The organism is Ramlibacter sp. (genome assembly GCF_036676645.1).
Taxonomy (GTDB): Bacteria; Pseudomonadota; Gammaproteobacteria; order Burkholderiales; family Burkholderiaceae_C; genus Ramlibacter.
On the sequence record NZ_JAKFCM010000055.1, the window covers coordinates 41,879 to 52,683 of the forward strand.

At 71.5% G+C, this 10,805-nt stretch carries 11 protein-coding genes; 4 read left to right on the forward strand and 7 right to left on the reverse strand.

Annotation, left to right across the window (positions count from 1 at the left end):
- Nucleotides 1–4: 4 nt before the first annotated feature.
- From V6M57_RS09410 to V6M57_RS09420, 3 genes are read right to left on the reverse strand one after another with little or no spacing between them, the layout of a single operon-like run.
- Nucleotides 5–403: a response regulator gene (locus V6M57_RS09410; RefSeq protein WP_332814728.1), complete on the reverse strand. Its 399-nt coding sequence runs from the start codon at nucleotides 401–403 to the stop codon at nucleotides 5–7.
- Complete coding sequence (locus V6M57_RS09415) at nucleotides 390–1,817, reverse strand: ATPase domain-containing protein (RefSeq protein ID WP_332814729.1); 1,428 nt, start codon at nucleotides 1,815–1,817, stop codon at nucleotides 390–392. Before V6M57_RS09415 ends, V6M57_RS09410 begins: the two co-directional genes overlap by 14 nt.
- Nucleotides 1,810–2,556, reverse strand: coding sequence for a sensor histidine kinase (locus V6M57_RS09420; RefSeq protein ID WP_332814730.1), 747 nt, complete (start codon nucleotides 2,554–2,556; stop codon nucleotides 1,810–1,812). The genes V6M57_RS09415 and V6M57_RS09420 overlap by 8 nt, the downstream gene beginning before the upstream one ends.
- A 223-nt stretch (nucleotides 2,557–2,779) precedes the next feature.
- Between V6M57_RS09420 and V6M57_RS09425 the strand changes: the two genes are divergently transcribed.
- Nucleotides 2,780–3,337, forward strand: coding sequence for a hemerythrin domain-containing protein (locus tag V6M57_RS09425; RefSeq protein WP_332814731.1), 558 nt, complete (start codon nucleotides 2,780–2,782; stop codon nucleotides 3,335–3,337).
- Nucleotides 3,338–3,379: 42 nt separating this feature from the next.
- Here V6M57_RS09425 and V6M57_RS09430 read toward each other — a convergent pair whose 3' ends face one another.
- Both V6M57_RS09430 and V6M57_RS09435 read right to left on the reverse strand, forming a co-directional pair.
- Complete coding sequence (locus V6M57_RS09430) at nucleotides 3,380–4,462, reverse strand: maleylacetate reductase (RefSeq protein ID WP_332814732.1); 1,083 nt, start codon at nucleotides 4,460–4,462, stop codon at nucleotides 3,380–3,382.
- Complete coding sequence (locus tag V6M57_RS09435; protein ID WP_332814733.1) at nucleotides 4,462–5,334, reverse strand: intradiol ring-cleavage dioxygenase; 873 nt, start codon at nucleotides 5,332–5,334, stop codon at nucleotides 4,462–4,464. The genes V6M57_RS09430 and V6M57_RS09435 overlap by 1 nt, the downstream gene beginning before the upstream one ends.
- A 48-nt stretch (nucleotides 5,335–5,382) precedes the next feature.
- On the opposite strand from V6M57_RS09435, the gene V6M57_RS09440 reads away from it, so the two are divergent.
- The 3 genes from V6M57_RS09440 (at nucleotide 5,383) to V6M57_RS09450 (ending at nucleotide 8,562) form a co-directional block, all read left to right on the forward strand.
- On the forward strand, nucleotides 5,383–7,062 hold the full coding sequence (locus tag V6M57_RS09440; protein WP_332814734.1) for an FAD-dependent oxidoreductase: 1,680 nt from the start codon (nucleotides 5,383–5,385) through the stop codon (nucleotides 7,060–7,062).
- A 70-nt stretch (nucleotides 7,063–7,132) separates the two neighbouring features.
- The gene (locus V6M57_RS09445) at nucleotides 7,133–8,059 is read left to right on the forward strand and encodes a LysR family transcriptional regulator (protein WP_332814735.1); all 927 of its coding nucleotides are present in this window, start codon (nucleotides 7,133–7,135) and stop codon (nucleotides 8,057–8,059) included.
- 116 nt (nucleotides 8,060–8,175) lie between these two features.
- Entirely contained in the window at nucleotides 8,176–8,562 is a 387-nt protein-coding gene (locus tag V6M57_RS09450) for an OsmC family protein (RefSeq protein ID WP_332814736.1), read from the forward strand.
- A 3-nt stretch (nucleotides 8,563–8,565) separates the two neighbouring features.
- Here the strand turns inward: V6M57_RS09450 and wrbA are convergent, their stop codons facing one another.
- The gene (wrbA, locus tag V6M57_RS09455; protein ID WP_332814737.1) at nucleotides 8,566–9,168 is read right to left on the reverse strand and encodes an NAD(P)H:quinone oxidoreductase; all 603 of its coding nucleotides are present in this window, start codon (nucleotides 9,166–9,168) and stop codon (nucleotides 8,566–8,568) included.
- A gap of 202 nt (nucleotides 9,169–9,370) precedes the next feature.
- Nucleotides 9,371–10,591 carry a hypothetical protein gene (locus tag V6M57_RS09460; protein ID WP_332814738.1) on the reverse strand — a complete coding sequence of 407 codons (1,221 nt, stop codon included), beginning with the start codon at nucleotides 10,589–10,591 and terminating at the stop codon, nucleotides 9,371–9,373.
- Nucleotides 10,592–10,805 lie beyond the last annotated feature (214 nt).

Sequence of the window (10,805 nt, forward strand, 5' to 3'; positions counted from 1 at the left end):
GCGCTCAGCGCGCCCGGATCCGCTGCAGGGCCTGCAGGAATTCGTCCAGGCTGAAGGGCTTGCGCAGGAACGCGTCGTGGCGCACCTCGTAGGCGCGCAGCGCCGACTCGGGCGCGCCGCTGATCAGCAGCACCGGGATGTCGGCAAAGCGTTCGCCGGCCCGCAAGGCCTTCACCAGCTCGGCGCCGTTCATGCCCGGCATCATGAAATCGGTGACGAGGACGTCGGGCGCGGCCTCGTCGAGCTGGGCCAGGGCCTGCCGGCCATCGGCGGCGACGGTCACGCGATAGCCTTCGCCCGCCAGGATCAGGCCCAGGACCTCGGTCGTGGACAGTTCGTCGTCCACGAGCAGGACGCTCGGGCCGCGCAAGGGCTCCTGCGCGGGTGCCTCAGGGCCGCTCACCGGTATCCTCCTGCACGGCCAGGTCGACTCCGTGCGGCGTCAGCAGGCACTCGCGCACGCGCAGGTCGTGGCGGCTGGCCCGGCTCTTGCGGATCGACAGGAACCGACGGATGCTCTCGCCCCTGCGCAGTTCCAGCTGCACCAGGGTGTCGGCCGTCGCGGACATGGAGGGGGTGTCGAGCAGGCGGCCCCCGCCGCCCTCGTCCTCCTCGACCGTGATCAGCGTGGTGGCGCCCAGCGCGCGCAACTCGCCCAGCAGGCAGGCCAGGAAGCTGCCGCCGCGCTCGCCATACGAGCTGGCCGCCGTGAAGCCGCCCGCTCCGTCGATGACGACCCGCGTGGCCCCCGACTGGCGCACCCGCTCCAGCAGTTGCGAAGCCAGCACGTCCAGCACGTTCTCGCCGAAGGAGTTCCAGACGAACTGCAGGTGCCCGGCCTGCAGCGGCGCGCGCAAGGGGATGCCGGCGACCTCGATCATCCGGGCCAGCAGCTGGGGCGACTCGTAGAAACCGTAGAACAGCGTCTTCTCCTGCGCGGTCGCCATGGCGGCGTATTGCAGCGCCAGCGTCGTCTTGCCGCTGCCGGACACGCCGCTGATCGCCGTGACGGTGCCCTTGCCGTAGCCGCCGATGTCGAACATGCGGTCCAGGCCGGCAATGCCGGTGCCCACGCCGACCGGCAGGACGGTCGCGCCTGCGCCCCAGCGGCGCGCCGCTTCCAGCCGCGGGTACACGGTGATGCCCTCGTTGCCGATGACGAAGGCATGGTTGCCGCGCAAGGTGCTGCTGCCGCGGAACTTCACGATCTCCAGGCTGCGCTCGCGGCGCGGACCGAAGGCCCGCTCGCGCAGCAGCAGGATGCCGTCCACCATCGTCTGCTCCGCGGACACCGGGCGGTCGGCATGCTCGCTCGTCAGCAGCAGCGTGGTGCACCCGGTCAGCGTGGAGTGCGCCTGGATGTCGCTGACGAAGAGCTTGAGCGCCTCGTCCGAGCTGGCGGCGCTCGCCGCCATCACGAGGCCGTCGAGCACGAGGATGCCGGCCCGGTGCGCCCGCATCTCGGTGCGCAGCAGGTCGACCACCCCCTTGAGCCCGTGGTCGCGCAGCGCGTTGAAGCCACTGATGTAGTAGACCTTGTCCGCCAGCACCGAGGGGCTGAAGAAGGAGAACGCCTCCATGTGCTGCAACAGGCGCGCGTGCGACTCGGCCAGCATCGTCACGTAGACCACGTTGCCGCCCGCGGCCGCATGCCGGTGGACGATCTGGTTGGCCAGGATGGTCTTGCCGGCACCGGGGGCGCCCTGCAGGATGTACACGCCGGACTTCAGGAAGCCGCCGCCGGTCACCTCGTCGAGGCCGGGTATCCCGGTGCCTATCCGGGCAAGGGGCGGCGGCAGGTCGGCTGCGTCAGTCATGGGCTTCCTGGGCTTGGTTCGTGGGATGGTTCAGGGGCAGGCGCACGCGGAACAGCGCACCCCCGCCCGGGCGGTCGCAGGCTTCGATCGTGCCATGGTGAGCCGCGACCATCCGCCCGACGATCCACAGCCCCAGCCCGAAGCCGGCGCTCTCGCGCCCCGGAGTGACCACGCGCTCGAACTTCTCGAAGATCCTGCGGCGGTGCACCTCGTCGATCCCGGGTCCTTCGTCGGAGACCTCGAAGGCGGCGATGCCGGGGGCGGCCAGCCCGGCCTCGATGCGCACCGGGGTGCCGCCCCCGTACTTGAACGCGTTGCTCACGAGATTGGTCAGGACCTGCTCGATCATGTGGCGGTCCCAGAAGCCGCGGACTTCCTCTTCGACGTGGCCCTCCAGCGTGGTCTTGTGGAAGGCGGCCTCGTCGCGGTGGGCGTCCAGCACTTCGCCGACGATCTCGGCATTGCCGACCCACTCGGGGACGGGCCGCAGCTTGCCCGACTGGAGCCGGCTCACGTCCAGCAGGAACACCGCGCGGCGCACGTACCGGTCGACGCTGCGGCGGGTGCGCTGCAGCTCCGCGCGCAGCGCCGGCTCGGCCTGCCGCTCGGCCATGCGCTCGAGCGCGGCCAGCCGCAGCGCCAGCGCGTTCAGGGGCGACCGCAGTTCGTGGGCGGCGATCGCGAGGAAGTCGTCGCGGGCGCGTATCGCCTCCTCGGCCTCGCGGATACGCCACTGCAATTCGTCGGGGCTCGGGTTCAGCACTTCCAGTCCGGTCCCGGAGGCCGCAGGATCACGGCAGCGCGCAGGGCGCCGCGCGCGCAGGCAGCATAACGCAGGGCGAGGCGCTGTCCCGCGAACGCCCGTCGAGCTGGGCATGCGATCCGGACGACGGGCGCCGGATGCGCATCGGGCCGGTGGGGACATCGCCGCGCGGGCGCGGATCGCTGATAGATTGGTCCCAATGCATCCGCTCCTGGACTCCCTGCTGGCCCAGCACGGCGACATGGCCCGGCTCATCGGGCTGCTCGAGCGCCAGCCCTCGCTGGAACCCGACCCCGATGCGCCCCACGTGGGGCTGCTCGTCGACGTGATGGTGTACCTGACCCATTTCCCGGACGTGTCGCACCACCCGCTCGAGGACCGCCTGGCCGATCGCCTGCTGGCGCGGGGCGCGCTGGATGCCGACCTCTGCCGGGAGCTGCAGGCGCAGCATCCCCGGCTGGAGCAGCAAGGGCCCGCCCTGCTGCGCGACATGGAAGGCGCCATGCGCAGGGAGACGGTGCCGCTCGAACTGGTCGCCCTGAACAGCCGGCTGTACGCCGAGCGCCTGCGCCACAACATCGCGCTCGAGGAACTCGTGCTGTTCCCGAAGGCCGACAAGTACCTGGACGAGGACGACTGGCAGGCGATCGCGGCCATCCACGCGCCCGCTTCGGATCCCCTGTCCGCGGGCGTGGTCGACCAGCGCTTCGAACGGCTGCGGCGGGCGATCGCCCGGCAGGCGGACTGCGGCTGCTGACCGGGCTGCGCAGGCGCACCAGCCTCGCCGGCCTGGCCCGGCTCAAGCGTCCGGCTGCGGCGGCGCGCCTTCGTACGCCCGCTGCAGCAGCGCCCGCAGCGCCGCGCGGTCCAGCGGCCGCGGATTGGGATAGGGCGCCTGCACGGCCAGCTCGGCCACCCGGTCGAGCCCGGGTTCGGGCATGCCGAGGTCGCGCAGCGCGGTGGGGGCGCCGGTCGCGCGCTGGAGTTCGAAGAGGGCTTGCGGCGCGGCTGGCGCGCCCAGCGCGCGTGCGATGCGCGCCATGGCGCGCGGCGCGTGCGAGGCGTTGTACGCCAGCGTGTGCGGCAGCATGACGGTGTGCGTCCCGGCATGCGGCAGGTCGAAGCTGCCGCCCAGCGTGTGGCACAGCTTGTGGTGCAGGCCCATCGCGGCCGAACCGAGCACCGTGCCGCACAGCCAGGCACCGTACAGCGCGCCGGCACGGGCACCGGCCTGCCCGGGTCCGGTGCCCCTGGCCAGTTGCGGCAGGGCCGCCGCCACCGCGCGGATGCCCTCCTCGGCCATCAGGTCCAGCACCGGATTGCCGTCTTCGGCATACAGCCCTTCCGCCGCGTGCGCGATCGCGTTCATGCCGCTGGTGACGGCCAGCGGCGCCGGCAGGGACTCGAGCAGGTCGGGGTCGTAGATCACGCAGCGCGGCAGCACCCGTGCATCGCGACCGGTGGTCTTGCGCCCGGCTTCGGTGATGCCGTGGATCGGCGTCATCTCGCTGCCGGCGCAGGTGGTCGGGATGGCCAGGATCGGGAGCCCCGACTCCAGCGCGATCGCCTTGCCCAGGCCGATGGTGGAGCCGCCGCCGAGGGCGACCGCACAATCCGCGCCGGACTGCGCCGCCAGCGCGCGTGCCTGGCGCGCCACTTCGATCGGGACGTGCATTGCCGCCCGGTCGAACACGCCGACGGCGCGCGAGCCCAGGCGCGCCGCGATGGCGGCGGCGGCCGTGCGCTGCCGGGGCCCGCACAGCACCAGCGCCCGCCGGGCGCCCAGCGCCTGCACTTCGCGCTCCAGGTGCTGCAGGCTGCCCGCGCCGAACACGACCCGGCCGGGCCGGCCCTCCCAGGTGAAGGCAAGCTCGTCGCGCATCACGCGGCGCCCGGTGCGGGGTTGAGCACGAAGTCGTAGGCCAGCGTGTAGTAGCCGCCCTCGTGCGGGTGCCGGGCATCGGGCTCGTGCCGCTGCCAGTCGGCCACCAGGCTCTGGCGCACGCCGAACACGGCGTCGGAATCGAGGTAGCGATCGCCGGCGCGGAACACGTGCGTGATGAGCCGCTCGTAGCCGGGCGCCGCGATCATGAAGTGCAGGTGCGCCGGCCGCCAGGGATGGCGGCCCAGTGCCTGCAGCATCCGGCCGACCGGCCCGTCGTGCGGGATCGGGTAGCAGTGCGCCAGGATCGAGCGGAAATGGAAGCGGCCCTGCGCGTCGCTGCGCAGTTGCGCGCGGGCGCGGTGCGCGTGGCCGCCCGCCGCGTCCGGCTGCTGCACGTCGTAGAAGCCCTCCTCGTCCGACTGCCAGACGTCGATCGCCGCACCGGGCACGGGCTCGCCGCCGATGCCGCGCACCTGGCCGCTCACGTAGCAGGGCGTGCCCCGCGCGCCGTTGGCGATGTCGGCGCCGCAGTCCACGCGCGGCGCGCCCTCGACGAAGAAGGGCCCGAACACCGTGGCTTCGGTGCAGCCGGCCGGCTTGGCGTTGTTCTGGGCGGTGACCAGCATCGACAGCCCCAGCACGTCGGACAGCAGGATGAACTCCTGGCGGCTGTCGTCGGTGATGTGGCCGGCTTCGGTGAGGAAGCGGATGCCGGCCTCCCACTCGGCCTCGGTCAGTTTCACCTCGCGCGCGAAGTCGTGCAGGTGGCGCACCAGCGAATCCATGATTGCCTTCAGGCGCGGGTCGGGGCAGCCGGCCATGGCGGCGAGGACGGCGGGAGTGATGGTGTGCTCGTCGATGTTTCGCATGGGACGCGGGCGATAAACTGGCCCGGCCCAGTGTATTCCCCGCCCCCGATGCCGCACGAAATCACCACCGATGTCCTGGTCGCCGGCGGCGGCCCCTGCGGCCTGATGCTGGCCAACGAGCTGGGGCGCCGCGGCGTGCGCTGCCTGCTGGTGGACCCCAAGCCCGGCACCGCCTTCAACCCGCAGGCCAACGCGACGCAGGCGCGCACCATGGAGCACTTCCGCCGGCTGGGCTTCGCGCACGAGATCCGCTTCCTCGGCCTGCCGCCGGACCACCCGACCGACATCGCCTACTTCACGCGGTACGCCGGCTACGAACTGGCGCGCCTCGCCCTGCCCACGGCGCGCGAGGCGGTCAGCCGGATCCGCTCGATGGCGGGCTCCTGGAGCGCGGCCGAACTGCCGCACCGCATCTCGCAGAAATACGTCGAGGCCGTGCTGCTGCGCCACGCCCGGGCCCTGCCCTCGTGCGACATCCGCTACCGGTGGCGGCTGGAGGCGTTCGGCGAAGCCGGCGACCGCGTGCAGGCCACGATCCGCCCGGTGGAAGGCGACGGCGGCAGCGTGGCGGTGCGCGCCCGCTACCTGGTGGGCGCCGATGGCGCGCGCAGCGCCGTCCGCCGCCAGCTCGGCATCGGATGGACCGGCGTCACCGGCGTGCAGCGCGACTTCATGGGCGGCAAGATGTTTGCCGTGTACCTGCGCGCGCCCGGCCTGCAGCAGCACATGCCGCACCCGCCGGCGTGGATGCACGTGACGGTGAACCACGAGCGGCGCGCCTTCATGGCGGCGGTCGACGGCGTGTCCGAGTACGCCTTCCATGCCGCCGTGCACCCGGGTGAGGACGCCGACGACTGGACCGAAGCCGACGCGAGGCGCGTGTTCGCGCAGGCGTTCGGCCGGGAGATCCCGATCGAGGTGCTGTCGGTCGGCACCTGGGTCGCCGGGCACTCGCTGGTGGCCGGGCGATTCCGCCAGGGCCGCGTGTTCATCGGCGGCGACGCGGCGCACCTGTTCACGCCCACCGGCGGCCTGGGCTACAACACGGCGGTCGAGGACGCGGTGAACCTGGGCTGGAAGCTGGCGCACGTGCTGCAGGGCCGGGCCGGCGAGGGCCTGCTCGACAGCTATGAACCCGAACGCCGGCCCGCGGCCGTTCGCAACACCGGCTATGCCCGGCGATTCGCCGATTCGGTCGGCCTGTTCGCCGCCTCGCCCGAGCTGGAGGACCCGGGCCCGCGCGGCGATGCGGCGCGGGCCGCGGCGGCCGTGCACCTGGACGCCCATGCCCGGCTGGAGTTCAACATCCCGGGCGTGACGTTCGGCACCCGCTACGACGGCTCCCCCGCCATCGTGCGGGACGGCAGTTCGCCGCCGCCGGACGAGCCGAACAGCTACACGCCGACGGCGTGTCCCGGCGGACGCGCGCCGCACGCCTGGCTGGAGGACGGCCGCTCGCTGTACGACACCTTCCATTTCGAATGGACGCTGCTGGTGCTGGGCACCGACGTGCCGGACACCGCCGGATTCGAGCGGGCCGCGTCCAGGCGCGGCATGGACCTGCAGGTGGTCCGCCATGCATCGCCGTCCCTGCGCGGGCTGTATGAAGCGCCGCTGGTCCTGGTCCGGCCCGACCAGATCGTCGCATGGCGCGGGCAGGATGGCACGCAGGCCGACGCCGTGCTGGATCGCGTGGCGGGATTGAAGCCGGCGCGACCGCGCGGCTGACGCATGGACCTGCGGACCGGCCGGCGACGCATCGACAGCGATAATCCGGCCGCTTCACCGCGGAGGAAGAATGGATCGACTTCAGTCCATGCGCGTGTTCCAGCAGGTGGTCGAGGAAGGCGGCTTCGCGGCCGCGGCGCGCAAGCTGGATCTCGCGCCGGCCGTGGTCACGCGGCTGGTGGGCGACCTGGAAAAGCACCTCGGGGTGCGGCTGATGCAGCGCACGACCCGCCGCCTGTCGCTGACGCAGGCGGGCGAGGCGTACCTCGAACGCCTGCGGGCCATCCTGGCGGAAATCGATGAAGCCGATGCGATGGTGCAGTCGCAGACCAGGGAGATGAGCGGCACGGTCCGCATCCTGGCCCCTCCCGTCGCGGCGACCCACATGCTGGCACCGGCGCTGGTCGGCTTCCAGCGGGCGCATCCGGGCGTGCGGGTCGACATCCACGTGGAGGACTCCCCCGACCCGGCCGTGCACGAGTACGACCTGGCCGTTTTGAACGGCACGGCGAACCTCGATTCGAACGTGATCGCCCGCCCCATCATCCTCAGCCACGCCGTGTTCTGCGCCTCGCCCGATTACCTGAAGCGGTACGGGGTGCCCAGCCAGCCGCAGGACCTGCTGCGGCACCGCTGCCTGCGGCTGCGCACGCCCAGCGTGCGGCTCGGTCCGATGCGGCTGCTGGATCCGACCCACCAGGACCGGATGCTGGAACTGGACCTGCCGGCGGCGATGACCGCCAACCACACCGACACCCTGCTGCGCGCCACGGTCGACGGTGGCGGCATCAGCAGCCAGCCCATCGACCTGCTGGCGCCCCTGCTGAAGGCGGGCCGCGTCCAGCGCGTCCTGGCCCCCTGGATCACGGCCCGCCTGAGCCTGGTGGCGGCCCTGCCCAGCCGCCAGTACATGCCGGCACGCACCCGCGCCTTTATGGACCACCTGATCGAGCACTGCCGCAAGGAGATCCAGGACCTCGGCGTCGACCTGCCGTAGTCCTGCATCGCAGCGTCGTTTTGTTGCGGGATCGGCAACGGACAGATGCCACCGATGCGGTTTCGCCCGCAGGCGCGGGCGCCTACAGTCGGCGGCAGACCCTCGAAGGACAAGACATGGCCATCGCCGCACGCACCTGCAGCAACTCGTCGCTCGTTGAAATCGCCTCGGGCGCGGCCCGCTGGTGGGCCGACCTCTCGCCGCCGGATGGCGGCAGCGGCCTGCACCCGACGCCGCACGACCTGCTGGATTCCGCCCTCGCCTCCTGTACCGTCCTCACGGTGAAGATGTACGCGAAACGAAAGAACGTCCCGCTGGAAGGCGTGCAGGCCCAGGTCACCCGGGAGCAGAGCGGAACGGTGTACCGCCTGCATCGCCGGCTGGAACTGGCCGGGCCGCTGACGGCCGACCAGCGCAAGGACCTCCTGCGCGTGGCCAACGCCTGTCCGGTGCACAAGGCGCTGGCCGGCAGCTTCGAGGTGCGGACGCAGCTGGTCGATTGAGGATCAGCCGAACAGCCGGGCGGCGATCGTGGCCACGTGCCGGCCCTGGTACTGGGCCATGCCGAGTTCCTGGCCGCTGGGCATGCGCTCGCCCTGGCCGCCGGCGATGGTGGACGCGCCGTAGGGGCTGCCGCCCTTGATCTCGTCCAGGCCCATCTGGCGCTGCTCGGCATAGGGCAGGCCGACGACGACCATGCCGTGGTGCAGCAGCGTCGGAATGAAGCTGAGGATGGTGCTCTCCTGGCCGCCGTGCTGGGTGGCCGAGGAGGTGAACACCGAGCCCACCTTGCCGACCAGCTTGCCCTGGGCCCAGAGGCCGCCGGTCTGGTCGATGAAGTTGCGCATCTGCGCCGTCACGTTGCCGAACCGCGTCGGCGAGCCGAAGATGATCGCGTCGTAGTCGGCGAGTTCGGCCGGCTGCGCGACGGCAGCCGCCTGGTCGGACTTGCCGCCGGCGGACTTGAACACGTCGGCGGGAACGGTTTCCGGAACCCGCTTGAGATCGACGGTCACGCCGGGCACGGCGCGCGCGCCTTCGGCGACGGCGTGGGCCATCGCCTCGATGTGCCCATAGAAACTGTGATACAGGACAAGAACCTTTGCCATGGATGGATTCGCTTTCCAGTTGAGGGAGACCGGCAAACTCTACTGGCGCGCGATCCAGGCTTTATTGCTGAAACGGCAATACGTCGATGCTGCAGGAGCGCTTGTGCGGCGCTCGACCGTGCCCCGGCCCGGGTGCCGGGGCTCGCAGCGAAGCGGGATCCACCCGCCCTTGCATCCGCGGCAGCCGCGGGCCGCGATCCGCCTACAGCGACCGCAGGTACTGCGCCACGTCCTGCACCTCCTGCGCCGACAAGCCCAGGCCCAGGCGGCGGTTGTAGGTGTCGACCACCGCTTCCTGGTCGGCCGCCGAGCCGTCGTGGAAGTACGGCGGGTGCTGCCAGTTGCCGCGCAGCGGGGTGGCCCGGTACATCCCGGTCGCCGAGCGGCTGGCGTAGCTGGGCGTTTCGGGTTCGGCCATCGAAGCCGAGGGCGGATGCAGCCGCGAGTCGGTGAAGGTCGTGCCGGAGTGGCAGGTGAAGCACTGGGCCGTGCCGAAGAACAGCACGCGCCCGCGCTCGGCGGCCGCCGCGTCGAAAGAGCCCGCCGGGGCGGCCGGGGCTGCCAGCGACAGCTGGTAGGCCTGCAGCGCGGGCAGCTTGGCGGAGACCAGGTCCTGCGTGCCGTGCACCACATCCAGGTTCAGGCGCGGCTCGGAGAAGGAACCCTGCCCGCCCATCTCCACCACCGACACGTAGCGGTTCCAGTAGGCGATCTCGTCGCCGTCGCCGGTGTAGGTGACCTTGGTCACGCCCAGCAGCCCGAAGGCGGGCGGGATCACCACCGGCTTGCTCTTGCCGTCGACATTGAAGCGCGGGTCGAACTTGCCCTTGCCCCAGGAGGCGTAGACCGCCTTCTGGGCCGCAGTCAGCGCCGGCGACAGCGAGATGATGGCGCCGGGATCGAGGTCGCGGTTGGCCCAGCCGTCCAGGCGCTTGCCGATGCCGGGTGCGAACGAGTCGTCCACCGTGGAATGGCACAGCGCGCAGGTGATGCCGACGCGGGTCAGGCGCTCGACGCCGGCCACGGTTTCGACCGTGCCCTTGACGCCGACCACCGCGCCCAGCTGGATCAGCGCGAGGGTGGTCTTGGTGTCGTCGAGGGAGATGGTGCCCTTCTGGATGCCCTCGACCACGGCCGCCGGCAAGGCCTCCGAGTCGACCTTCAGGCCGACCGCCAGCGCGACCTTGGGCGTGACGTTCTGCTCGATGACTTCGTGCATGCGCAGCGTGTCGGTCCACTGCACTTCGTCGCCGAAGGTGTCCTGCCGGAAGATCTCCCGCCCCTGCGCGACGAGCGCGGGGTCGAGCGTGGGTGCGGTGGTGCCGTCCGAGCCGCCGCAGGCGGAAAGGAGCAGGCCACCGAGGCCGAGGACGAGCGGGGTGAGCGCGCGCGACAGGCGTCGCCGCGGATGACGTGGGCGCATCGTGGGGTCCTTGCTGCAACCGGGATCGGTTGCAGGCATAGACGCCGCGAGGCGCCGATTGGTGACAGAAAGGCCCGTCATCCCGGCGCAGGCCCATTAGCGCTAACATAAATCAAGGCTCTTGAGGTATCCTCTACTCATCCATGGCGATGAGAAGAGGCCCTTCATGAAACAGTTGGCGCCGCAGCCGTCTTCAGAGCGCACAAGCTTGGAC

Coding starts and splice junctions, on each gene's coding strand:
- V6M57_RS09415 (WP_332814729.1), bottom strand. CDS start 1,817: ATGACTGACGCAGCCGACCTGCCGCCGCCCCTTGCCCGGATAGGCACC.
- V6M57_RS09425 (WP_332814731.1), top strand. CDS start 2,780: ATGCATCCGCTCCTGGACTCCCTGCTGGCCCAGCACGGCGACATGGCC.
- V6M57_RS09430 (WP_332814732.1), bottom strand. CDS start 4,462: ATGCGCGACGAGCTTGCCTTCACCTGGGAGGGCCGGCCCGGCCGGGTC.
- V6M57_RS09435 (WP_332814733.1), bottom strand. CDS start 5,334: ATGCGAAACATCGACGAGCACACCATCACTCCCGCCGTCCTCGCCGCC.
- V6M57_RS09440 (WP_332814734.1), top strand. CDS start 5,383: ATGCCGCACGAAATCACCACCGATGTCCTGGTCGCCGGCGGCGGCCCC.
- V6M57_RS09445 (WP_332814735.1), top strand. CDS start 7,133: ATGGATCGACTTCAGTCCATGCGCGTGTTCCAGCAGGTGGTCGAGGAA.
- V6M57_RS09450 (WP_332814736.1), top strand. CDS start 8,176: ATGGCCATCGCCGCACGCACCTGCAGCAACTCGTCGCTCGTTGAAATC.
- wrbA (WP_332814737.1), bottom strand. CDS start 9,168: ATGGCAAAGGTTCTTGTCCTGTATCACAGTTTCTATGGGCACATCGAG.
- V6M57_RS09460 (WP_332814738.1), bottom strand. CDS start 10,591: ATGCGCCCACGTCATCCGCGGCGACGCCTGTCGCGCGCGCTCACCCCG.